The organism is Bacteroides sp. 224, from assembly GCF_010500995.1.
In the GTDB taxonomy this organism is placed as follows: domain Bacteria; phylum Bacteroidota; class Bacteroidia; order Bacteroidales; family Bacteroidaceae; genus Bacteroides.
The window spans coordinates 234,029-259,056 of sequence record NZ_QVMK01000002.1 but is presented as its reverse complement, the minus strand read 5'-3'; the positions used below and the strand labels follow the sequence as shown (position 1 = coordinate 259,056).

Annotated in this window: 20 protein-coding genes and 1 tRNA gene; 17 read left to right on the top strand and 4 right to left on the bottom strand. The window is 40.0% G+C overall.

Features of this window, described 5'->3' with window-relative positions:
- Positions 1–141 precede the first annotated feature (141 nt).
- Entirely contained in the window at positions 142–1,083 is a 942-nt protein-coding gene (xerD, locus tag D0T60_RS02460; RefSeq protein WP_163216557.1) for a site-specific tyrosine recombinase XerD, read from the bottom strand.
- A gap of 73 nt (positions 1,084–1,156) precedes the next feature.
- On the opposite strand from xerD, the gene aroQ reads away from it, so the two are divergent.
- The 8 genes from aroQ (at position 1,157) to D0T60_RS02420 (ending at position 10,549) form a co-directional block, all read left to right on the top strand.
- Entirely contained in the window at positions 1,157–1,585 is a 429-nt protein-coding gene (gene aroQ, locus D0T60_RS02455) for a type II 3-dehydroquinate dehydratase (protein WP_163216600.1), read from the top strand.
- 50 nt (positions 1,586–1,635) lie between these two features.
- A complete protein-coding gene (gene pyk / locus D0T60_RS02450; protein ID WP_163216556.1) occupies positions 1,636–3,087 on the top strand; it encodes a pyruvate kinase in 1,452 nt (483 codons plus the stop codon).
- On the top strand, positions 3,088–3,726 hold the full coding sequence (locus D0T60_RS02445) for an O-methyltransferase (protein WP_163216555.1): 639 nt from the start codon (positions 3,088–3,090) through the stop codon (positions 3,724–3,726).
- A gap of 148 nt (positions 3,727–3,874) precedes the next feature.
- The gene (rbfA, locus tag D0T60_RS02440; protein WP_163216554.1) at positions 3,875–4,207 is read left to right on the top strand and encodes a 30S ribosome-binding factor RbfA; all 333 of its coding nucleotides are present in this window, start codon (positions 3,875–3,877) and stop codon (positions 4,205–4,207) included.
- A 10-nt stretch (positions 4,208–4,217) separates the two neighbouring features.
- Positions 4,218–5,444: an FtsX-like permease family protein gene (locus tag D0T60_RS02435; RefSeq protein ID WP_163216553.1), complete on the top strand. Its 1,227-nt coding sequence runs from the start codon at positions 4,218–4,220 to the stop codon at positions 5,442–5,444.
- A 111-nt stretch (positions 5,445–5,555) separates the two neighbouring features.
- The gene (secDF, locus tag D0T60_RS02430; RefSeq protein ID WP_163216552.1) at positions 5,556–8,552 is read left to right on the top strand and encodes a protein translocase subunit SecDF; all 2,997 of its coding nucleotides are present in this window, start codon (positions 5,556–5,558) and stop codon (positions 8,550–8,552) included.
- Between the two features lie 105 nt (positions 8,553–8,657).
- Positions 8,658–10,085, top strand: a complete 1,428-nt coding sequence (locus tag D0T60_RS02425) for an MFS transporter (protein WP_163216551.1) — start codon at positions 8,658–8,660, stop codon at positions 10,083–10,085.
- A gap of 26 nt (positions 10,086–10,111) precedes the next feature.
- The gene (locus tag D0T60_RS02420; RefSeq protein WP_163216550.1) at positions 10,112–10,549 is read left to right on the top strand and encodes a DUF2007 domain-containing protein; all 438 of its coding nucleotides are present in this window, start codon (positions 10,112–10,114) and stop codon (positions 10,547–10,549) included.
- Between the two features lie 13 nt (positions 10,550–10,562).
- Here D0T60_RS02420 and D0T60_RS02415 read toward each other — a convergent pair whose 3' ends face one another.
- Entirely contained in the window at positions 10,563–11,438 is an 876-nt protein-coding gene (locus D0T60_RS02415) for an AraC family transcriptional regulator (protein WP_163216549.1), read from the bottom strand.
- A gap of 260 nt (positions 11,439–11,698) precedes the next feature.
- On the opposite strand from D0T60_RS02415, the gene fucI reads away from it, so the two are divergent.
- The 6 genes from fucI (at position 11,699) to D0T60_RS02385 (ending at position 19,744) form a co-directional block, all read left to right on the top strand.
- Positions 11,699–13,486 carry an L-fucose isomerase gene (gene fucI / locus D0T60_RS02410; RefSeq protein WP_163216548.1) on the top strand — a complete coding sequence of 596 codons (1,788 nt, stop codon included), beginning with the start codon at positions 11,699–11,701 and terminating at the stop codon, positions 13,484–13,486.
- Between the two features lie 62 nt (positions 13,487–13,548).
- A complete protein-coding gene (locus D0T60_RS02405) occupies positions 13,549–14,970 on the top strand; it encodes a rhamnulokinase family protein (RefSeq protein WP_163216547.1) in 1,422 nt (473 codons plus the stop codon).
- 26 nt (positions 14,971–14,996) lie between these two features.
- Positions 14,997–16,319: an L-fucose:H+ symporter permease gene (gene fucP / locus D0T60_RS02400; protein ID WP_163216546.1), complete on the top strand. Its 1,323-nt coding sequence runs from the start codon at positions 14,997–14,999 to the stop codon at positions 16,317–16,319.
- 651 nt (positions 16,320–16,970) lie between these two features.
- A complete protein-coding gene (locus D0T60_RS02395; protein WP_163216545.1) occupies positions 16,971–17,804 on the top strand; it encodes a S1 RNA-binding domain-containing protein in 834 nt (277 codons plus the stop codon).
- 116 nt (positions 17,805–17,920) lie between these two features.
- Positions 17,921–18,904 (top strand): hypothetical protein, encoded by a 984-nt coding sequence (locus tag D0T60_RS02390; RefSeq protein ID WP_163216544.1) that lies wholly within the window; start codon positions 17,921–17,923, stop codon positions 18,902–18,904.
- Between the two features lie 375 nt (positions 18,905–19,279).
- Complete coding sequence (locus D0T60_RS02385) at positions 19,280–19,744, top strand: hypothetical protein (protein ID WP_163216543.1); 465 nt, start codon at positions 19,280–19,282, stop codon at positions 19,742–19,744.
- 41 nt (positions 19,745–19,785) lie between these two features.
- Here the strand turns inward: D0T60_RS02385 and D0T60_RS02380 are convergent, their stop codons facing one another.
- Positions 19,786–20,832 carry a tyrosine-protein phosphatase gene (locus D0T60_RS02380; protein ID WP_163216542.1) on the bottom strand — a complete coding sequence of 349 codons (1,047 nt, stop codon included), beginning with the start codon at positions 20,830–20,832 and terminating at the stop codon, positions 19,786–19,788.
- A 377-nt stretch (positions 20,833–21,209) separates the two neighbouring features.
- Positions 21,210–21,283: transfer RNA gene (locus tag D0T60_RS02375), tRNA-Met, on the bottom strand.
- Between the two features lie 164 nt (positions 21,284–21,447).
- Between D0T60_RS02375 and D0T60_RS02370 the strand changes: the two genes are divergently transcribed.
- Genes D0T60_RS02370 through D0T60_RS02360 form a run of 3 tightly spaced genes read left to right on the top strand, consistent with a single transcriptional unit; the run spans position 21,448 to position 24,993 of the window.
- Entirely contained in the window at positions 21,448–21,834 is a 387-nt protein-coding gene (locus D0T60_RS02370) for an START-like domain-containing protein (protein ID WP_163216541.1), read from the top strand.
- 44 nt (positions 21,835–21,878) lie between these two features.
- Positions 21,879–23,792, top strand: coding sequence for an LptF/LptG family permease (locus D0T60_RS02365; protein WP_163216540.1), 1,914 nt, complete (start codon positions 21,879–21,881; stop codon positions 23,790–23,792).
- Positions 23,779–24,993 (top strand): bifunctional 3,4-dihydroxy-2-butanone-4-phosphate synthase/GTP cyclohydrolase II, encoded by a 1,215-nt coding sequence (locus D0T60_RS02360; RefSeq protein WP_163216539.1) that lies wholly within the window; start codon positions 23,779–23,781, stop codon positions 24,991–24,993. The genes D0T60_RS02365 and D0T60_RS02360 overlap by 14 nt, the downstream gene beginning before the upstream one ends.
- Positions 24,994–25,028: the final 35 nt, after the last annotated feature.

Here is a 25,028-nt window from a genome sequence, read left to right as displayed (position 1 = left end):
TTTAGGCAAGGTAAGAGGACTTTTTCATGAGAGCGTTTCTTTTCATTTTTGAATGAAAACCGAAAATCGAAAGTGAATCGTGAAAAATGCAGCATCATAACTATTCACTTTTTACTATTCACTCTTCACTCAAAACAAACACTATTCCCTTAGGCGATACTTGATATTTCTCGGGTGATGCTCTATAATCTCATTGCGAAGCATATTTCGATCAATGTGCGTATAAATCTCGGTAGTTGCAATCGATTCATGTCCCAGCATGCTTTGTATTGCCCTTAAATTGGCACCTCCTTCTAAAAGATGTGTGGCAAATGAATGTCGAAAAGTATGCGGACTTATGTTCTTGGTTACATTTGCCTGTTGGGCAAGCTCCTTTATAAAGTGAAAAACCATAATCCGCGAGATGTTTTTCCCCCGTTTGCTGATGAATAAATAATCCTCATAGTCTTTCTTGATAAGCGTTTGGTTGCGATCCATGAAATACAAATCTATTTCTCTGATGGCTTTGGGAGAGATAGGAACTAACCGTTGCTTGCTTCCTTTTCCCTCTACTTTAATGAATCCTTCGTCTAAGTACAGATCAGAAATCTTTAGGTTGCAAAGTTCGGATACTCGCAGCCCACAGCTATAAAGTGTTTCTAATATGGCGCGGTTGCGTTGCCCCTCTTTTTTGCTTAAATCAATGGCGGCTATAATGGCATCTATCTCTTCTAACGATAATACCTCCGGCAGTTTGAATCCGATTTTAGGTCCTTCGAGCAATTCGGAGGGATCTGCCTCTATGTAATCTGCCATAATCAGGAAGTTAAAGAACGACTTGACCCCGGAGATAATACGGGCTTGGGAGCGGGCATGAATCCCAATATCGTGTAAGCCGGCAGCAAATTGTTGTAAATCCTCCAGTGTTACTTCTAAAATAGATATGTTTGCCGGCTGAAGAAAGGCTAATAGCTTATCTAAATCATGGTCATAAGCATCCAGTGTGTTTTTCGATAGAGACTTTTCAAGCTTAAGGTATTGTTGGTACTTCCTTACAATTTGCTGGGTTATATCCTTATTTGCTTCTTTTTTATTATTTTTCATACTTTTTTCTTACCTTTGCAACTTGAAATAATGTTCTTTGAACAAAGGTATTAAAAACAATTCGGTTGTGAGTATGGATAACGTGAATCTATTGATTGTAAATGGCCCTAATTTGAATTTGTTAGGAAAACGAGAGCCATCTATCTATGGAGATCAGAGTATTGAAGAATATCTGGAAAACATGTTGCAACAGTATCCTGAGGTGAACGTTACCTATTTCCAATCAAACTCAGAGGGAGCACTCATCGATAAGATACATGAGTGCGGTTTTGATGTTGATGGCATTATTCTGAACGCAGGAGCATATACTCATACTTCCATAGCATTGCATGACGCTATACGGGCGGTGCCTGCTCCGGTTGTAGAAGTGCATATTTCCAATGTACATGCAAGAGAATCTTTCAGGCATGTTTCAATGATTTCGGCTGCCTGTAAAGGAGTGATATGCGGATTTGGTTTAAACTCTTATCGCTTAGCCATTGAGGCATTAATAAATAGATGAATAGATAGTTTTTTTAGGTTTAAATTATATTAAGGTAACTTGTTAATTTTATGAAGAAGCATACTAAGATAGTAGCTACTATTTCCGATCAACGTTGTGAAGTTAGTTTTATTTCAAAGCTTTATGAGGCAGGTATGAACGTGGTTCGTATGAACTCTGCTCATATAGAGAGAGAAGGGTTTGACCGTATTATTAATAATGTGCGGACCGTTTCTAACCAATTGGCCATCTTAATGGATACCAAAGGACCTGAAATAAGAACCACCGTATGTCAGGAACCTATATTGTTTAATATAGGAGACAAAGTGAAAATGGTAGGCGACCCGACAGTGGAAACTACACACGAATGCATCGCCGTTTCTTATTCCGATTTTGTGAAAGATGTAGAAGTAGGAGGTCATGTTTTAATTGACGATGGCGACCTTGATCTGCTTATCTTAGATCGTTTGGACGATCACCTTATTTGCGAAGTGCAAAACTTGGCTACTTTGGGCAGCCGTAAGAGTGTGAATGTGCCGGGCATGCGTATCAACCTACCTTCTTTAACCGAAAGAGATAAGAAGAACATCTTGTATGCTATTGAAAAAGACATTGATTTCATTGCCCACTCTTTTGTTAGAACCAAACAAGACATCCTTGATATACAAGAAATACTGGATGCTCATAACAGCGAAATAAAAATCATTGCTAAGATAGAAAACCAAGAAGGAGTTGATAATATCGATGAAATTTTGGAAGCTGCTTATGGAGTAATGATTGCCCGTGGAGATCTTGGTATTGAAATACCTCAGCAAAAGATACCCGGTATTCAGCGTAAACTTATTAAGAAATGTATCCTGGCAAAACGCCCGGTGATTGTAGCCACACAAATGCTGCACACCATGATTAATAATCCTCGCCCAACCCGTGCGGAGGTTACGGATATTGCCAATGCTATTTATTATCGTACAGATGCGCTTATGTTAAGTGGCGAAACGGCTTACGGTAAATATCCGGTAGAAGCACTTCGTACCATGGCGCAAATTGCAGAGCAGGCAGAAAAAGATAAATTAGAAGAAAATGACATCCGTGTACCACTGGGAGACGATGCAGATGTAACGGCTTTCCTTGCCAAGCAAGCTGTAAAAGCGTCTAACAAAGTAAAGATACGTGCCATTATTACCGATAGCTTTACCGGGCGTACGGCTCGCTATGTGGCTGCTTTCCGTGGTAAGAATCCGGTTTTGGCCATTTGCTACAAAGAAAAAACAATGCGTTTACTGGCATTATCTTATGGCGTACTTCCTATCTTCCAGGAAGAGAAAGACAATGCAAGAAGCTACTTCTTCTCGGCATTAAGAATGCTGATTGAAAGCAAGCGTGTAACCGGAGGAGATATGTTTGCCTATTTAAGTGGTAGTTTTGGCGAAGGTGGTGGAACTACTTTCCTCGAAATCAATAAGGTAGATACAGTGTTAAACAACGCCAACAATTACTCATTACCCACTTTTACTTCCCGATAAATGACTAAGGACGAATGGCTGGATTCATATATTTTGCAGCATATTGATCCGGAAAGTGAATACCTGAAAGCCCTGTATCGTGATACGCACGTTAACTTACTGCGTCCACGTATGGCTTCGGGGCACTTGCAAGGGCGAATGCTTAAAATGTTTGTCGAAATGATTCGTCCGAAGCAAGTACTCGAAATAGGAACCTACAGCGGCTACTCAGCTCTTTGTTTGGCCGAAGGGCTGAAAGAAGGAGCCATGTTGCACACCTTCGAAATTAATGATGAACAGGAGGACTTTACCCGGCCTTGGTTGGAGAATTCTCCTTTTGCCGATAAAATTACCTTTTATATAGGCGATGCATTGAAGGTAGTTCCGGAACTGGGCATTACCTTCGATCTGGCTTTTGTAGATGGCGATAAGCGTAAATACGTGGAGTACTACGAAATGGTACTCGAATATCTATCTCCCGGAGGATACATCGTTGCCGACAACACATTGTGGGATGGGCATGTGCTTGAAACACCTCACCCCACAGACCTGCAAACAATCGGGATAAAAAGATTCAATGATTATGTAGCAGCCGATAAACGTGTGGAGAAAGTAATACTTCCCCTACGAGATGGCTTGACAATTATAAGAAAGGTTTAAGTTTATAGTTTTTAAGTTTATAGTTTTTGAGTTTGTAGTTTATAGGTTTAGTAGTTATTTACTATCTTTATCGGCTGAATTTGAAACATCTATATAAACTCATAAACTATAAACTCCAAACTCCAAACTTTAAACTTAAAACTCTAAAATGGAAACAACCAGACAAAATAGAATTGCCCGTTTGCTGCAAAAAGAATTAGGAGATATCTTTTTATTGCAAACGAAAGCAATGCCGGGCACATTGGTGTCGGTAAGTGTAGTGCGTATCAGCCCTGATATGAGTATCGCCAGAGTATATCTTAGTATATTCCCTTCCGAGAAAAGTGAGGAACTGATAAAGAACATCAATGATAATACTAAATCTATTCGTTACGAACTGGGTGCAAGGGTAAGGCATCAATTGCGTATTATTCCCGAACTGAAGTTCTTTGTGGATGATTCGCTTGATTATTTAGAAAAGATAGATTCGCTTCTTAAGTAAGTTCTAAGTAATGAACCTTTCCTTTTATATTGCCCGCCGCTATCTTTTCTCTAAAAAGAAGCATAATGCAATAAACATTATTTCGGGTGTATCCGTATGCGGGGTAGCACTTGCTACTTTGGCTTTGGTGTGTACACTTTCCGTATTTAATGGTTTTCAGGATATGGTGGCAAGCTTCTTTACGGCTTTCGATCCTGAATTGAAAATAACAGCCCGTCAAGGAAAGGTGTTTGATGCGCAGGATGAATCTATTCAAGCCTTGCGTTCTCTTCCCGAAATAGCCGTTTTCTCCGAAACGCTGGAAGAGAATGCTATGGTGCAATACAAAGACCGGCAGGCGATGGCAGTTATTAAAGGGGTATCCGATAACTTTAATCAACTAACGGAGATCGACAGTATTCTCTATGGGCGTGGCAACTTCTTGCTGACGGATTCTGTGGTAGACTATGCTGTGATGGGGGTTGAACTGGTTCAGGCGTTAGGCACAGGCGTTCAATTTGTTGATCCGCTGAAAGTATATACACCCAAACGAAATACAAAGATAAACATGGCCAATCCGGCTTCTTCCTTTCATGAAGATTACTTGTTTTCGCCCGGGTGTGTGTTTGTTGTGAATCAGCAAAAGTATGATAAACAATACGTTCTAACTTCTCTTTCTTTTGCCCGCCGGGTGTTTGATTATGATACGGAGGTATCTGCCATCGAATTGAAGTTGCAACCAACCGCCGGTGTTGCTTCAACAAAGGCAAAGATCGAAAAGATGCTGGGAGAATCGTTTGTTGTAAGCAATCGTTATGAACAGCAAGCAGACGTTTATCGTATGATGGAGATTGAAAAACTGATCTCTTATATATTCCTTTCCTTTATCTTAATGGTTGCCTGTTTTAATGTAATAGGTTCTCTTTCCATGCTAATTATCGATAAAAGAGAAGATGTGCAGACTCTTCGTAGTTTGGGCGCCAATGATAAACTGGTATCTCGTATCTTTTTTGTAGAAGGTTGCATGATCTCCTTCTTCGGTGCCTTGGCAGGAATTGTTTTAGGGCTGGTGTTTTGCCTTATCCAGCAGGAGTTTGGCTTGATAACTTTGAATGCCACAGGGGGGAGTTTTCTTATCGATGCTTATCCGGTAAGTGTGCATGCTTCGGACGTGTTGCTAATATTTATCACAGTGCTGGTAATGGGTGTTTTATCTGTTTGGTGGCCGGTGAAGTATTTGAGTAAAAGGCTGGGGTAAAAACGAAATATTTGCTTCTAAATACCTTTGAGTGTGAAAAAAAAGCTATATTTGCAGCCTTGTAGATTAAGGAAATTAATTAAAAGGTAATAATATAAAAATCAAACTAAAATGCAAAACAAAGGATTTGTTAAAGTTTTTGCTGTATTACTCACTTTGGTTTGTGCCTTCTATCTGTCTTTCTCGTTCGTAACGAGTCACTATGCTAAAAAAGCGAAAGACTATGCGAATGGTGATGCGCAGAAAGAACAATCCTACATGGATTCTCTGGCAAACACAAAAGTATGGTTGGGTAACTACACGCTGAAACAATGTCGTGAGATGGAGATAGGTTTAGGCCTTGACCTTAAGGGTGGTATGAATGTAATTCTTGAAGTATCTGTAGCCGATGTAGTAAAAGCATTGGCCGATAACAAGCAAGACGAATCATTCAATAAAGCGTTGGCTTCTGCAAAAACGCTTCAGGCTACCAGTCAGGATGACTTCGTGTCTCTATTTGTGAAAGAATATAAGAAATTGGCTCCTGAGGCAAAACTGTCAGAACTTTTTGCTACTCAAAAGCTGAAAGATAAAGTCACTCAGAGATCAACAGACGCTGAAATTGAAGACGTGCTAAGAAGCGAAATCAAATCGGCAATAGATAACTCATACAACGTTTTACGTACACGTATCGACCGTTTCGGTGTGGTTCAACCTAACATCCAAAGATTGGAAGACAGAATGGGCCGTATCAGAGTGGAACTTCCGGGTATTAAAGAACCGGAACGTGTGAGAAAGCTCCTTCAAGGATCAGCTAATCTTGAATTCTGGGAAACCTTTAATGCAAGCGAAGTAACTCCATACATGCAAGTTGCCGATTCTAAATTGCGCACTATTCTTTCTCGTGATGAAGAAGTAACAGAACAACCTGCCGAAGAACAACAACCGGTTGCTCAGGAAACTGCTGCATCTGCTACATCTGCAAGAGATAGCTTGTTGGCTTCTGTTATTCAAGACAAATCTACTGAAACAGAAAATGTAGACCGCGAACAATTGAAGAAGAACTATCCTTTGATGTCTATTCTTCAGTTGAACTCAGAAGGTAGAGGTCCCGTTATTGGTTGGGCTAACTACAGAGACACCGCAGATATCAACAAATATCTTGCTATGAAGGAAATTGCTTCCGAATTCCCAAGAGAACTTCGCTTGAAATGGGGCGTTTCACCAATTGCCAATGATCCTGCCGGTCAAACTTTCGAATTGTATGCTATCAAATCTACCGAACGTAGCGGAAGAGCTCCGTTGGAAGGTGATGTAATTGATGATGCTAACAATGACTTCGACCAATTCAATAAACCTGCTGTAAGCATGGTGATGAATACAGAAGGTTCAAGAAAATGGGCGTTATTAACAAAACAAAATATAGAAAGGTCTATTGCTATTGTACTGGACGGTTATGTATATTCTGCTCCTAACGTAAACAATGAAATTACCGGAGGTCGTTCGCAGATTACCGGTCACTTTACTCCTGAAGAAGCAAAAGACTTAGCAAACGTGTTGAAGTCGGGTAAAATGCCTGCTCCTGCACACATTGTACAAGAAGATATTATCGGCCCTTCTCTTGGTCAGGCGTCTATTGATGCCGGTATTATCTCGTTTGTAGTAGCTTTGATACTATTGATGATCTTCATGTGCTCTATCTATGGCTTTGTACCGGGTATGATTGCCAATGGAGCGTTAATTATCAATATGTTCTTCACAATGGGTGTTCTGGCTTCTTTCCAGGCTGCACTTACAATGTCGGGTATTGCCGGTATGGTGCTTGCGCTGGGTATGGCTGTGGATGCTAACGTACTTATCTACGAACGTACTAAAGAAGAGTTGAGAGCAGGTAAACCTGTGAAGAAAGCGCTTGCTGATGGTTATTCAAATGCGTTCTCTGCAATCTTCGACTCGAACTTTACTTCATTAATTACCGGTATTATCCTGTTTAACTTTGGTACAGGACCTATCCGTGGTTTTGCTACTACATTAATGATCGGTATCTTGATTTCGTTCTTTACAGCAGTGTTCTTAACTCGTTTGGTGTACGAACACTTCATGAATAAAGATAAACTTCTGAATCTGACCTTTACTTCGGCTATCTCAAGAAAGATGTTCGTTAATTCGAATTACGACTTCATGGGAAGAAATAAGAAGTTCCTTACCATATTTGGTGTAATAGCTATTGTTTGTGTTGTATTCTTGGTTACTCGTGGTTTGAGTCAAAGTATTGACTTTACAGGTGGACGTGACTATAAAGTGCAATTCGAACAACAAGTAGAACCGGAACAAGTAAGAGAGTTGTTGGCTAACAGCTTCGAAGGTGCCAATGTTTCTGTAATTGCTATTGGTACAGACAAGAAAACTGTGCGAATCAGTACAAACTACCGTATCGATGAAAATGAAAACTCAGTAGATTCTGAGATTGAGGCTTATATGTATGAGTCGTTGAAACCTCTGTTGACACAGAATATCTCATTAGATACTTTCATCGATCGCGAAAACCATACAGGTGGTAGTATTGTTAGTTCTGCAAAAGTAGGACCAAGTATTGCGGATGATATTAAGACTTCTGCATTCTGGTCGGTATTGCTTTCGTTGATTGCTATTGGTTTATACATCCTGATTCGTTTCCGTAATATATCTTTCAGTATCGGTTCTGTAGTAGCTTTAACAAGCGATACCTTGCTGATCTTAGGTGCGTATGCAATGTTGTGGGGAATCCTTCCATTCTCGTTGGAAGTTGACCAAACATTCATTGGTGCTATTCTGACAGCTATCGGTTACTCTATCAATGATAAGGTAGTAATCTTTGACCGTGTACGTGAATATTTAGGATTATATCCAAAACGCAGCACTAAGCTATTGTTTAACGAATCATTGAATACTACATTGAATCGTACCATCAATACTTCATTAAGTACATTAATCGTGTTGTTGTGTATCTTTGTATTGGGTGGTGATGCAATCCGTAGCTTTGCTTTTGCAATGATCTTGGGTGTGGTGTTTGGTACACTGTCGTCTCTGTTCATTGCTTCTCCGATTGCTTATATGCTGATGGGCAAAAAGAAGCATACCGAAGAGTAAATCATTCTATTTAATAAATAATAAGAGAGACTGTTGGTGAAAACTGGTAGTCTCTCTTTTATTTTATTTATTTTTGCGATCGGTGAATCTTTAACAAGCAAGAGTATGAGCATTTTTAGTAAGTTTCCCCGCACCTTTTGGGTAGCCAACACGATCGAATTATTTGAACGTTGGGCTTGGTATGGTTTTTTTATGTTATTCGCCAACTATCTGACCGGTTCTTCGGATTTGGGAGGATTGGAATTCTCTCAAAGTCAAAAAGGATTGATTATGGGTGTGGGCACAGGGATTCTTTACTTCTTGCCAGTGTTAACCGGAGCCATTGCCGACCGTTATGGATATAAAAAGGTATTGGCATTGGCATTTGCCATTTATGCTTCTGCATTTCTGCTTTTTCCTCAGGTGTCTTCTTTTGCTGCGGTATTCATGATGTATATTTACCTTGCTTTGGGAGCTGCTTTATTTAAACCTGTTATCTCTGCTACAATAGCCAAAACCACTACAGAAGAAACATCTTCCATCGGTTTTGGCATTTTTTATATGATGGTAAATATCGGTGCCTTCTTCGGCCCATTGATAACATTATTATTTAAAGGAGACAGCAAGTATATTTTCTATATATCAGCAGCAATTATCATGGTGAATTTCCTGCTGTTGATATTTTATAAGGAACCTGGAAGAGAAACAAAGAAAGCCGAAGGAAGTCTCCTGCACACATTTGGAGAAATATTTCGTAATATGGGCAGCATCTTTAAGGATGCTAAGTTCTTGATCTTCCTTGTGATAGTTGCCGGTTTCTGGACCATGTATAACCAACTCTTCTTCACACTCCCTGTATTTATCTCTCAATGGGTGGATACAAGTGTACTTTATCATTTCTTTGATACCTATATTCCGTTTGTGAGTGCTAATTATAGTCCGGCTCCCGGTGTATTAGATTCCGAGTTTATTACGAATATGGATGCTCTCTATATTATTGTTTTCCAAATCATGGTATCTACCATTGTGATGAAATGGAAACCGCTTCGCTCCATGATGAGCGGCTTTTTGGTTTGTGCCATTGGTATGGCGTTGACACTCGTTTCGCAGAATGTATTGTTCACGATGGTTGCTATTCTTATTTTTGCCATTGGAGAGATGGCCGGATCGCCTAAGATTACAGAATATATTGGTCGTATTGCACCTAAAGATAAAAAGGCACTCTATATGGGCTATTCCTTTATACCGGTATTTCTGGGGAATGTTTTTGCCGGATTTATCTCTGGGAATGTCTATCAGATAATGTCCGACAAAGTAATGATTACAGAGAAATATGTGGTAGATAAAGGCTTGCACATCCCCGCAGGGCTTAGCACCAATGCGTATTTTGAGGAAGTGGCTCGTCAGGTAAACTTGACTCCGCAGGAATTAACAAATTTACTTTGGGATACATATAATCCATCCAGTATGTGGATGGTGATACTTGCAATTGGTGTAATCGCAGCATTTGCGCTATTCATTTATGATAAGGTAACTACTAAGAGTGAAGCGTAATTATCCACCTTTCAAACAATACAACTATGACTAACTGGATTACGATTATTACATTTATCTACCCTCATGAAGCTCATATCGCAAAGGGGGTATTGGAATCTGAAGGAATTGACGTTTTCATAAAAGATGAGATGACAGCTCAGGTGAATAACTTCTACTCCACAGCTATTGGAGGAGTGAAATTGTTAGTTAATGAAGAGCAACGGGAAAGGGCGTTGCAAATATTAGAGGAAGCAGGCTATATTAAAACACCTGAGGATAGTGCTGAACCCGAGTCTAAAGAGTTCTTTGGTGTTAAGTATAGCCATACTTGTCCATACTGCAATTCTCAGAATGTAATGAAAGAAAGGCAGCCCAGTTATACGATGATTCTTTCTATATTGTTTTTTATGATACCAATTCCTTTTCTTAGAAGAAGATATCATTGTTTTGATTGCGACCAGAACTGGAGAGTAAGAAAGTAATGTGTGCCGGAATCTAATTCCTTTTTTGAGGAACATTGAAACTTCTCCGATATTCGGTAGGTGTACTATTGGTATACGATTTGAATATTCGGTTGAAATAAGAAATGTTATCTATCGACAAATCAAAGGCAATCTCTCTAATCGACATATCGGTGGTTAGCAATAGCAATTGAGCTTTCTCCATCTTCTTGGCATTAATGTATCGGAGAGGAGTGGTATTCATCTCTTTCTTAAAGATGCGTATCAAATGATCTTCTGTTATATATACCAACCCAGCTAACTGACCTACAGATATATCCTTATCTGTATTTTCATGAATAAACTTCAGGCATTTGGTAATCCGTTCGTCTTTATGGCGGGTTTTTATTTTGGCAAACTCAAAGAACTTAGCCATGAATTGTTGCAAAATGGCCCGGGTTTCTATACCTGTGTGCATAGGCAACTTATTGTTATCGGCAATGAGTTGTGAGAATGTGGGTATGTTATCATAGAGCGTGGGGTCTAATTGCTGAAGATGCCTGTCCGGATTAATATCTAATAAACGTTGACTTAACAATAAATCCAGATTGCTTGCTTCCAACTCAAAAGGAAATTCATATTTATCGAAGATAGATTCCCGGTTAAGTACCTTCTCGTAGAAATGAATGTAATAGTGAGAAAAGTATCCATTACATTCATTATGATGTAAGGTAAAAGGAGGAGTAAGATATAGGTGATTGGGTTTAAGTATGATTGTGCGGTTTCCAATAAGTGTTTTTGCCTCGCCTTCTTTTATATAATAAAGACGGGCAAATGGACTGTATACATCCTTCCAGTTCCAGTTGGCATTCATCTCGGTAAATCCTACATTAAGTAGAAGCAGGCTAAGATTATCAGGAGTATTTCCCATGAGCTGTTTTATCGTTTTTATGCCAGAATATTGGTATACAAATCTACATAAAAAATGCGATCTATAATTGAATAGAGTCAAAATAATAGTGAACACAGAGACACAAAGACGCAGAGATCTGTTAAAACTCTGTGCCTTTGTGCCTTTGTGTTCAACTTGAAATCGAAAAAGTGTTATCCCTTCGCCGAAATAATGCAAATGATTCTTAAAGCAATATCATATCTTTGACATACAATCTTAAATCACTAAATATATTAGTCATGAAGGTAAACAGGTTTCAAGGTCAATGGCCTAAAATAGGGATTCGTCCTACAATTGACGGACGTCAGGGTGGCGTTCGCGAAGGACTGGAAGAAAAAACAATGAACTTGGCACGTGCCGTTGCCGAGCTTATTTCTTCGAATCTGAAAAACGGAGATGGAAGTCCGGTAGAGTGTGTAATTGCCGATGGAACTATTGGCCGTGTAGCCGAGAGTGCAGCTTGTGCAGCTAAATTCGAACGCGAAGGAGTAGGAAGTACCATTACAGTTACCTCTTGTTGGTGTTATGGTGCCGAAACAATGGATATGAATCCTCATTACCCAAAAGCTGTTTGGGGATTTAATGGTACTGAACGTCCGGGAGCTGTATATTTAGCCGCGGTTCTTGCCGGACACGCTCAAAAAGGATTACCTGCGTTTGGCATTTACGGTCATGATGTACAAGATATAACTGATAATACAATTCCGGCAGATGTAGCAGAAAAGATTCTTCGCTTTGCACGCTCAGCTCAGGCTGTGGCTGTGATGCGTGGCAAGTCTTATTTGTCTGTAGGTAGTGTATCAATGGGGATTGCCGGATCGATTGTGGATACTGCTTTCTTCCAGGATTACTTGGGTATGCGCAATGAATCGGTAGATTCTATGGAAGTTCTTCGCCGCATCGAGCAAAACATCTACGATGAGGAAGAATTCAAAAAAGCGATGGAATGGACGAAGAAGTACTGTAAACCTAATGAAGGTACAGACTATAACCGTCCTGAAAAACAAAAGAGCCGCGCAGAGAAAGACAGCGATTGGGAATTTGTTGTAAAAATGACTCTGATCATTCGCGACTTAATGCAAGGTAACCCCAAATTACTTGAAAAAGGTTTTAAAGAAGAAGCACTGGGACACAACGCGATTGTTGCAGGATTCCAAGGACAACGCCAATGGACAGACTTCCTGCCTAATGGAGACTTCTCTGAAGCCCTTCTTAATACTTCATTCGATTGGAACGGTATTCGTGAGGCTTATGTAGTAGCTACCGAAAATGATGCTTGCAATGGTGTAGCCATGCTTTTCGGCCATCTGCTGACTAATACTGCTCAAATATTCTCCGATGTACGTACATACTGGAGCCCCGAGGCTGTAGAACGTGTAACCGGCAAGAAACTGGAAGGTAAAGCTGCTAATGGTGTTATTCATCTGATTAACTCCGGAGCAACTACCTTAGACGGAACAGGTCGTCAATCTAAAGACGGAGAACCTGTGATGAAGCCTTTCTGGGAAATCAGTGAAAAGGAAATGGAAGATTGCTTGGCTGCTACCACTTGGTTCCCGGCAGATCGTGATTATTTCCGTGGTGGAGGTTTCTCTTCTAACTTCCTTTCTAAAGGAGGTATGCCTGTAACAATGTCTCGTTTGAACTTGGTGAAAGGACTTGGCCCCGTACTTCAAATTGCTGAAGGATGGACGGTAGATTTAGATCCTGAAGTACATCAAGCATTAAATGTTCGTACAGATAAAACTTGGCCTACTACCTGGTTTGCTCCAAGATTGAATGACAAACCTGCATTCAAAGATGTATATTCGGTAATGAATAACTGGGGAGCCAATCATGGCGCAATTAGCTATGGACATATCGGACAAGATCTGATAACAATGGCTTCTATATTGCGTATCCCTGTTTGTATGCATAATGTGGAAGAATCAGAAATCTTCCGTCCGTCTGCATGGAATGCATTCGGCATGGATAAAGAAGGTTCAGACTACAGAGCATGTCAAACTTACGGGCCGATTTATAAATAAGCAATATAATGAATCATTATAAGGATACAACTTGCACTGTTTAACAGTGAGAATCTAATCCTATGAAAAACGTGTACTTAGCAGTGGACTTTGGGGGTGGAAGCGGCCGTGTAATGGCGGGTTCCATCGCCGGAGACCGATTAATGCTTGAGGAAATCTATCGCTTTCCCAATCGCCAAATCAAATTAGGATATCATATTTACTGGGATTTCTTAGCTTTGTTCGAAGAAATGAAGACAGGGCTAAAGAAGGCAGTACAAGCCGGCTATAAGATAGAAGGCATAGCTGTAGATACCTGGGGAGTAGATTTCGGCTTTATAGATAAAGATGGCAACCTTGTAGGAAATCCGGTATGTTACCGCGATCCGCGAACGGATGGTTTGCCTGATGAAGTTTTTACCCTGATTAATGAAACTGCGCATTATGCCGATACCGGTATTCAGGTGATGCCTATTAATACGCTTTTTCAATTATACAGCTTAAAGAAAGCCAATAGCAAGCAACTGGATATAGCCGATAAGCTTCTTTTTATGCCCGACCTTTTTAGCTATTTCCTTACAGAAGAAGCAACCAATGAATACTGTATTGCTTCTACCTCCGAAATGCTGAATGCCTGCGAAGGCGAATGGTCTTACAAACTGATTGAACAGTTAGGACTTCCTGCATCTATCTTTGGAAAGATAATTAAGCCCGGCACCATACGCGGACAATTGAAAAAAGAAGTAGCCGAAGAAATCGGTTTAAACTATCCGGTAGATGTAATTGCCGTTGGCTCACACGATACAGCAAGTGCTGTGATTGCCGTACCTTCCTTAACAAAAGACGCCGCATTTCTTAGCTCCGGAACCTGGTCTTTATTGGGTATTGAGGTAGATGAACCTATTCTTACCGAAGAAGCCCGCTTAGGCGGATTTACCAATGAAGGCGGAGTAAACGGAAAAATTCGCTTTCTTCAAAATATTACAGGGTTGTGGATTTTGCAACGCTTGATGGCCGAATGGAAAGCCCGTGGAGTGGAATGTGACTTTGACTCATTGATTGAAGCCGCCATTCAATCTCCCTGCCGTACCATTATTCCCGTAGATGATGTTTCTTTTCAGAATCCTTCTTCTATGGAGGAGGCGGTAGTTCGTTATTGCGAAGCCCATAATTTATACGTTCCCCAAACTCCGGGAGAATTTATGCGATGCGTAACCGAATCACTGGCCTATCGGTATAAGCAAGGCGTAGATCAGATGAATAAATGCCTGCCTGCTCCCATAAAGCAATTGCACATCATTGGTGGAGGGTGTCAGAATAAACTTTTAAACCAATTGACGGCCAATTATTTGGGCATTCCGGTACAAGCCGGTCCGGTGGAAGCTACTGCCATGGGAAATATCTTAGTGCAGGCTTTAGCCAAGAAAGAGATATTTTCTGTTCGTGAATTAAAAGATATTGTGATAAATAGTGTTATCTTGCAAACTTATTATCCAAGTTCATAAACCAATAAACTAAAGACCGTAAAATAATGAAAAACACTAAACAACCCTTATTGAGTAAAGACGGAGTTAATTACCTGATACCATTTATTCTGATTACTTTCTGCTTTGCCCTTTGGGGATTTGCTAATGATATTACCAACCCAATGGTAAAGGCATTCTCGAAAATATTCCGAATGAGCGTAACAGATGGCGCTTTAGTGCAGGTTGCCTTTTATGGTGGATATTTTGCTATGGCCTTTCCGGCTGCCATCTTTATTCGTAAATACTCTTATAAAGCAGGTATACTGTTGGGATTAGGGCTTTATGCAATCGGTGCTTTTCTCTTTTTCCCGGCTAAGATGACCGGCGAATACTATCCTTTCCTTTTAGCGTATTTCATCCTGACTTGTGGACTTTCCTTTCTGGAAACCAGTGCCAACCCCTACATTCTTTCGATGGGAACGGAGGAAACGGCAACCAGACGTTTAAATATGGCGCAATCTTTTAACCCAATGGGCTCTTTGTTAGGAATGTATGTAGCCATGAATTTTATTCAGGCAAAGTTAGACCCTATGGAAACAGCCGACCGTGCCAACCTTTCCGATGCGGAATTTGCTGTACTTAAAGAATCGGATTTAAGTGTACTGATTACTCCCTATCTGATTATTGGGCTCATTATTTTAGGTATGTTCTTATTAATCCGCTTTGCAAAGATGCCTAAAAATGCAGATCAGTCTCATTCTATAAACTTCGGTCCTACCCTCAAGAGAATCTTCTCTCTGGCACGTTATCGCGAAGGAGTGGTTGCTCAATTCTTCTATGTAGGTGCACAGATTATGTGCTGGACATTCATTATTCAGTACGGTACCCGTATTTTTATGGAGCAGGGAATGGGAGAAAAGGCTGCGGAAGTACTTTCGCAAAGATATAACATCATTGCCATGATTATATTCTGCGTGAGTCGCTTTATCTGTACTTTCTTATTGCGCTATCTTAATCCCGGTAAACTGTTGCTGATACTTTCCATCGCTGCGGGAGTGTTAACAATCGGAGTAATCGGATTTCAGGATATATATGGCCTGTATTGCCTGGTGGGTGTTTCTGCCTGTATGTCTTTAATGTTTCCTACTATCTATGGCATTGCCTTGGAAGGCTTAGGCGAAGATGCTAAATTCGGAGCAGCCGGATTAATTATGGCCATACTTGGTGGCTCCATATTGCCTCCTCTGCAAGCCTCTATTATTGATACTCAAACAGTTTGGGGAATGCCTGCTGTTAATGTATCTTTTATTCTGCCATTCATTTGTTTCGTAGTGGTGGCGATTTATGGATACCGTTCGTTTATAGGTTATAAACAGTCGAAGAATTAATTAGAATATTCTCCCTAATAAAGACAGGTGGCTTAGCGTTGGTTGATACCAAAGGCTAAGCCACCTTATAACATTTACAACGGAAATCCGTGGAGCAATAATGCTATTTCAGACCTTCATTTTACAAACCGTAAAGCGATATCGCGGTCTTTAGCTCTGTCGCTTTCGGGAGCATCTATGGTTAAAAGAGAAATATTAATAGCGCCGTAGAAGTGAAAATAAAATGCGCCGGAATCAAACTTGACTCCAACGCATTCATGCTACTACTATTAATCAACAAACTATTAAGCTTTAGGTTATTATAGGTCTTAAACTTTTAAATTTTTGCGAGTCTCGTTAGAGTAAGAACAGCGCTGAAGGATTCTTTTGCAGCCTTTAGGCGTCTCGTTGATCTTTTGTTTGGACGTTTACGTCCTTTTCCGTTGCTGGGTTGAATCTGTCTTGCAGCTTTTGTGCTTACTCTACCGGTTACAGCGGACTCGACTTCTGCTTATTAAAACTAAAAATTAAATCATCATTTCTCATTTTTGTTTAAAGAATAAACACCAGAACTTTCAGATTGTTCACTTCTATATAAAAAAGAGTTTAAATTCTTTGTTCTTTATTTAATTTAGAAAATATCATGTACATTTGTTTGTAAATAGATAAAATATGAGCATCGAATTAGGTAAATTCAATACATTACAGGTGGTGAAGACGGTAGACTTCGGTCTTTATTTGGATGGAGATGACCAGGGAGAGATTTTATTGCCCTCTCGCTATGTGCCCGAAGGAGTCGAAGTAGGAGAGTGGTTGGAGGTATTTCTATACCTTGATAGTGAAGAACGACTGATTGCAACTACCCTTACCCCATTTGTGCAAGTTGGTGAATTTGCCTGCTTGGAGGTTTCGTGGGTAAATGAGTTTGGAGCTTTTCTGAATTGGGGGTTAATGAAAGATTTGTTTGTTCCCTTCCGCGAGCAGAAGATGAAGATGCAAGTGGGCAAGAAGTATGTGATCCATGCACATCTTGATGAAGAAAGCTACCGTATTGTAGGCTCTGCCAAAGTGGAACGTTATCTTTCAACAGAAGAACCTACTTACCAATCGGGTGATGAGGTAGATATTCTGATCTGGCAGAAAACGGATCTTGGTTTTAAAGCCATCATAGATAATCAATTTGGCGGACTTCTGTACGACAGCGAAATATTCCAAACCCTATATACTGGAGATAAACTGAAAGCTTACATCAAACAAGTACGCCCTGATGGTAAAATCGACCTGATACTGCAAAAGCCCGGACTGGAAAAGGTGGGAGACTTTTCGCAAACATTGCTGCAATACATTAAAGATCAGGGAGGAAGTACTCCATTTAATGATAAAAGCGATGCCGACGATATTTACGCAACATTTGGAGTAAGCAAGAAAACATTCAAGAAAGCGGTAGGCGATTTATATAAGAAACGGTTGATTGTAATAAACCCTGGCGGCCTTAAGTTGGTATAAGTGATAGGGAAATCCCTATGCATGTTTAGAGAGATACATTAGGATGGGGAGTTTTCTCATCCTAATTTTGTTGTAGAGAGAAATAAAGAAAGTAATAACTCTTAAAAACCGAAGTTATGAAACGAATGATGATTATACTATTTGCCATCGGAATGACAGTATCAAGCTGTACCACAACAACCGTGGCCGCCATGAGTACTAACGATATACGCGTAGAAACTCGCTTCCTTACAGATAAAATGGCTTATGAATTGAATATGAGTACCATGCAATATAACGACGTGTACGAAATCAACTACGATTTTGCTTACTCTGTAGGTTATTTGATGGACGATGTGCTTCGCGGAGAAGCTTGGGCAATGGATCGTTATTATCAAATGCTCGACATCCGGAATGACGACTTGCGTTGGGTATTGAGTGCCGGTCAGTATCGTAGATTTATTGGTGTTGAATACTTCTATCGCCCCATTTATGTAACAGGCAACAGATGGCAGTTTAGAGTATATGCTCACTATTCTAACCATCACCACTTCTATTACGACAAGCCACATCATTATACTTCTTATAGAGGTGGGCATTACCGTACACAACACAATAATGTAAGCTATTACCGTGGACGCTACAGACATGATGTTTACGGAGGTGCATACAGTGTAAGACGTGATAATGTATATACAACAAACCGTAGATCGGACTTTGGCTCGGTAAAAGTACGCCCCAATAGCGCACGTCAATCAAGTAATACCAATACTTCACGTAGAAGCGAGTCAACTACTTCGCGGTCGTCTTCTCAACGGAATAGTAATAATGTAAGTACATCGCCAAGTAGGAATAGCTCATCTAATTCGTCGGGTAGAACAAGCTCTTCTCGTTCAAATAGTAGCTCTTCTTCGGATAATAACAAGAATACAACTACTCGCCCAAGTAGTAACTCTTCGTCTTCTTCGAACAGCAACAGGTCATCAAGTAGAAGTAATAGTTCTGTAAACTCATCAAGAAGTTCATCGGGCGGCAGTAGCAGCAGGAGTACAGGAGGTGGTTCTTCGCGCTCTTCTTCAAGCAGTAGCTCTTCGCGCTCAAGTAGTGGTTCAAGAAGATAATAATAAAAATATATAGCTGACTTAACTAGACTTACTGTTTCTTTTCAGCCGGAATTGTGCAATCCTCACGCACAGTTCCGGCTTTCTTTATTATGTAGCGTTCTTATCATAGCATAAGAATATGTTTAAAGCCCTGACCTTAAAAAAATACTCCACTATTACTCTCGAATCCAAATTAAAACTTAAATTTGTACTATCAAACACACTTTGGCAAAACTGTTTCCATAATCTTATTGAATTGCTATAGTGTATGGAAGAATTGGATTCAATTCTTGAGGGTATATAGTGTACAGCTTTGTGCTGTGTTCCTTGCACTATACATAAAAGTAAATACTATCATTAGGGAACTGATAGATTTAGATTAAACTTATAGCAATGAAGAAAATCAAATTAATGTCTGCTTTATTGATAGCGGTTTTATGCATTGGATTTATTTCCTGTTCGGATGATGATGATAAAGTAAAATCATTAGTTGTAGGAGTTTGGCACTACAAAAGTGCTACAGCATGGCAATATCCGTTAGGCTTTCCGGAAAAGGTAGAGGTTGAGGATGATCCGGAAGGTGAAAAAGACGAATGGAAAGCAACTATTGTATTCAAAGAAGACGGAACAGGCGAATTGCGGAAGCAAAATGAAGAATCCCCACATTTATTTGTTTGGATAATGGCTAACGATACTGTATTGATCGATGACTTGCCTAATGTTCCTGTAGAAGACAATAGATATGCAATTCGCATGCTAACTACATCATCTTTATCATTTGAAGGTGCGATGGATTATACAGATCCCGAAGACAGCAAGCAGTATAGAAGAGGTTTTGAATGGCGGTTTAAGAGATAATGATGAAAGTTCCGTGCGGTCGCGCTTCCGCACGGTGCTATCTAATCCAAATACATTTCCCGGAAGCGTTCTATATCTACTCCCAACTTCTGAGTCAGGTAATTTTCCGGAGTACCATATAACTCTTTTATCTTATTGATGCCTGCTTCTAAAAACTCTTTCTTCACGGTAAGTACAGCTTCCATTTGCGGATTTTTTCGAATATCTTCCGCGTACTTCTCTTTTAAGTAAATGTTCGAAGCCAGGTAGTTTTCATAAATCATTTCCTCATTCACTCCCAAAGCAAAAAGTATAAGGGCGGCTCCCATACCTGTACGGTCTTTGCCGGCGGTGCAATGGAAAATTACAGGTACTTTGCTTTCATCTTGTAAGATAGAGAAGAATTCTTTGTATTGGTTGATAAATGTACTGTCAGATACCAGATACTCATTAATGGTTATCATAACCTTTTCCAGATTGAGGCTTCCACTTTTTGCTATGTCTTGTAGCTCTAAAATATTTCCCGGGTGAATTGATAGAGGATATGCATTCTTTACGGAAGCCGGCAAAATGTCTGGTGCATTATCTATTTCCATTTGCCCTCTAAAGTCCACAACAGAAATAATAGGAATAGAAGATAAATAGCGAAGATCGGCCTCTGTTAATTGGTGCAACTCATCTGTGCGTATAAATTTGCCCCATTTAACATGGTGACCATCTTGTGTGCGAATACCTCCTAAGTCTCTGAAGTTAAAGCCGCCCGTCATGGGCAAATGAGTTTCGGCCAGAATACCTTTTCCTTTTTCTGTGTTGAGCTGAAAATAATAACGAATGGAATCGTTGATGTTAACCGGATAAGTTCCAGTCTTGTCTCCTTTTAAAATAGGTTGGGAAAAATCGATAGACTCTACTTGTTTGCCTGCGTATAGGCTCCATGAGCCTTCTGTGTCGATAGTAAGAAAGCAGGCTTTAGATTCTTTATCTCGGTATATCCGGGCTATGTCCGAAATCTCTTCTCCTTCATAAATACCTTGTTTCATATTCTCTTTTTGTGTACAAGAAGTAAATGCCATAATTATTGTTGATAGTATAATATAATAAGTCTTCATCTGAATGGAATTTTGATGGTGAGAGGCAAAAATACTTATAATTGATTGAACAGAGGAACCTGGAGGGTATAAAATAAGCTAAAAGCTCGGTGATTAAAAGAAAAACCGACTTGTTCTTATACTTAAATAATGCGGTTCTTGTGGAATGACATGTGCTTTGGCTGCTTATCATCTCCCAACGATTGTTGGATTTTGCCACGGCCGTAACAAGGTTTTTCCACGGCCGTAACGAGATTCTGCCGCGGCCGCAACAAGATTTTGCTACGGCCGTAACAAAACTTTGCCGCGGCCGTGGCAAACCGCCATAAGGAGCGTTATATAAAATAAGAAAAGGCACCCGGAAGTGGAAGCCTCCCAAATGCCTTATTCTTTCAATGTAGCGGGACCGAGAATTGAACTCGGGACCTCATGATTATGAATCATGCGCTCTAACCATCTGAGCTATCCCGCCATCGTTTCTGATTGCGGGTGCAAAGATATAGCTTTTTCTGAAATCTCCAAAACTTTTCTATTTATTTTCTGTTTATCATAATAAAAAACACAAAGTGTACGATTTATACTTTGTAATTTAAAAAAAGTATTTATATTGGCACACGGAATAAAAAGAAATCAACTATGAAAAGAGAAAAAGTTCACTTAGAATACATGCTGAATGCAACGGCTAAAAACATTATCTGGTCGTCTATCAGCACACCGTCGGGGTTGGAAAGTTGGTTTGCCGACAAGGTAATATCGAATGATAAAATAGTGTCTTTTTATTGGGGGAAAACCGAACGAAGAGATGCAGAAATTATTGCTATAAGAGCCTTCTCGTATATTCGTTTCCGTTGGTTAGATGATGAAAACGAACGTGAATATTTCGAAATACGAATGAGCAACAATGAGCTTACAAACGACTATGTGATTGAAATCACCGACTTTACCGACACAGATGAAGTTAATGATTTAAAAGAATTATGGGATTCGCAGATAGATACGTTAAGGAGGACTTGCGGCTTCTGACTTTTTGTGCTAATTTTGCACCCTATAATTCGATACATAAATAAATGCTTCGCATAAAAAAGTTAGATATCTTTATTGTAAAGAGCTTTGGATTGCTTTTTATAGGGACATTTTTCATTTGTCTCTTCATCTTTATGATGCAGTTCCTTTGGCGCTATGTGGATGAACTGGTAGGCAAGGGATTGGAAATGGATATTCTGGCGCAATTTTTTTACTACTCTGCATTGAGCTTGGTGCCGGCATCATTACCACTTGCTATTTTGCTGGCATCACTAATTACCTTTGGAAACTTTGGCGAACGATATGAGTTGCTTGCCATGAAAGCTGCCGGAATCTCGTTATTGCAGATTATGCGTCCGCTTATTGTGATGGTTACTATTCTTTGTGGCATTTCATTTTTGTTTCAGAATGTAATTGGTCCGCATGCCCAATTAAAGCTCTATACATTAATTTATTCGATGAAGCAGGCTTCTCCCGAATTGGAGATTCCCGAAGGAGTGTTTTATGATGGAGTGCCTGGGTATAATATAAAGGTACATAAGAAAGACCGGAAAACGGGGATGCTTAACGACGTTCTGATTTACGACCTGAAAGAAGGGTTTGACAATGCCAGTATTATAAATGCTGAATCCGGCAAACTGGAAATGACTGCAGACAAAAAACACCTATATCTTCATCTTTATAATGGAGAAATGTTCCAGAGTCAGAAGCCCAGAGCCAATAAAGCCGAGAATGTACCCTACCGAACAGAAACTTTTCGCGAAAAGCATACTATCATAGAGTTTGATTCCGAGTTTAATATGGCAGACGAAAGCATCATGAGTACCCAGGCTTCCAGCAAAAGCATGGGAATGCTTGAAACTACCATCGACTCTGTTGCTGTAGTGAATGATAGTATCGGGCGCAGTTACTTTAACGCAGCTATCGAAGGCGTTTATCAACCTATGCGACTCAATAATAAAGAAGATTCGCTTAAATTTGAAACCGCACGAATTGAAGAATACAATGTTGATAGCTTGTTTGATAGTTCCACACTCTCCCAAAAACAGAAAGTTATAAATATGGCAACAAGTCGTGCCGAAAGTCAGCGGAGCGACTGGATGATGAAAAGCATCACCGTAAAAAACAATGATTATAGTATTCGACGGCATAAAACAGAATGGCATCGTAAAATAACTGTGGCCATATCTTGTTTGCTTTTCTTCTTTATCGGAGCACCCTTGGGGGCTATTATTCGTAAGGGAGGATTGGGGATGCCCGTGGTAGTGTCCGTCGTACTCTTTATTTTCTATTATGTAATAGATAATATGGGGTATAAAATGGCGCGCGACGGAAAGTGGATGATGTTTGTGGGAATGTGGCTGAGTACATTTATTTTGGCTGTACTTGGTGTATTCTTTACCTATAAATCGAATAAGGATTCTGTGGTATTCAATGGAGATGTTTACGCCGAATGGTTTAAGCGAGTAGTAGGTATTCGCAGTGTAAGGCATCTGTTTAGAAAGGATGTGATCATCAATGATCCTGATTACTGGAGAATACCGAGAGACTTAGACATGCTTTCCGAAAATTGCCAGCAATATATGTATACTCATAAGCTGACACAGGCGCCTAATTATTTTAAACTTTGGGTAACAGAACATATCGATGAAGATATTAAATGCATAAACCTTAAACTGGATTCTTTGGTGGATGAACTGTCGAATTCTCGTTCGGTACATATACTTAATGCGTTGAGCAGTTATCCGATTATTCCGGTTTCTGCACATTCCAAGCCTTTTAAACAGCAATGGTTAAATATACTTTCGGGAGTAATTTTCCCCATTGGACTGTTTTTCTATTTTAGGATATGGACGTTCAGAATTCGTTTGCAGAAAGATCTCGAACAGGTGATTAAAACAAATGAGGCCATAAAGACTCTTATAATGGAAAATGAAAATGAGCATGAAAGAATTTAAGTTGAATACAATAGAAGAAGCTATTGCAGATTTCAGAGAGGGGAAATTCCTTATTGTAGTAGATGATGAGGATCGTGAGAATGAAGGAGACTTTATTATTGCCGCAGAGAAAATAACACCGGAAGCGGTGAATTTTATGATAACAAACGGGCGCGGTGTACTGTGTGCTCCTATTACCGAAGAGCGTTGCGAGGAATTGGAACTTGAAATGCAAGCAGCTGCCAATACCTCTATTTATGAAACACCGTTTACCGTAACAGTCGATTTGTTGAAAGGCTGTACCACCGGGGTGTCCATGCACGATCGTGCTGCTACCATACGCGCTTTAGCCGATCCTAAAACAGAACCGGCAGATTTAGGTCGCCCGGGACATTTGAATCCGTTGCGCGCTCGCTCCAGAGGTGTACTTCGCAGAGCAGGGCATACAGAAGCAACAGTCGATTTAGCCAGATTGGCCGGCCTTTATCCGGCAGGTGCATTAATAGAGATCATCAATGAGGATGGTACAATGGCACGTTTGCCACAATTAATGGAAGTTTCCAAGAAATATGATATTAAAATAATCTCTATCAAAGACCTGATTGCTTATCGTCTTCGCATGGAATCCATTGTAGAGAAGGGTGTAGAGGTTGATATGCCTACTCAATATGGACATTTTCGCCTGATTCCGTTTAAACAAAAATCAAATGGAATGGAACATGTAGCCTTGATTAAAGGAACATGGGCAAAAGATGAACCTATTCTGGTGCGTGTACACTCTTCTTGTATGACGGGTGATATCTTCGGCTCTTGCCGCTGTGAATGTGGAGAGCAATTGCACAAAGCCATGAAGATGATTGAAGAAGAAGGCAAAGGTGTGGTGGTGTATATGAATCAGGAAGGTCGTGGTATCGGACTGATGAATAAAATGGCTGCCTATAAGCTTCAGGAAGAAGGACTCGATACAGTAGATGCCAATTTGCATTTAGGCTTTGATGCCGATGAGCGCGACTACGGAGTAGGAGCTCATATCCTTAGAGAAATAGGGGTAACCAAAATGAAATTAATGTCGAATAATCCGGTGAAACGCGTAGGGCTCGAAGCTTATGGCTTGGAGATTACAGAAAACGTACCCATTGAAATAACACCCAATAAGTATAACGAACGTTATCTTAGAACAAAGAAAGAAAGAATGGGTCATACGCTTCATTTTAACAAGTAATTAGTGGATTTGCTTTCATATATTGAAAATAATCG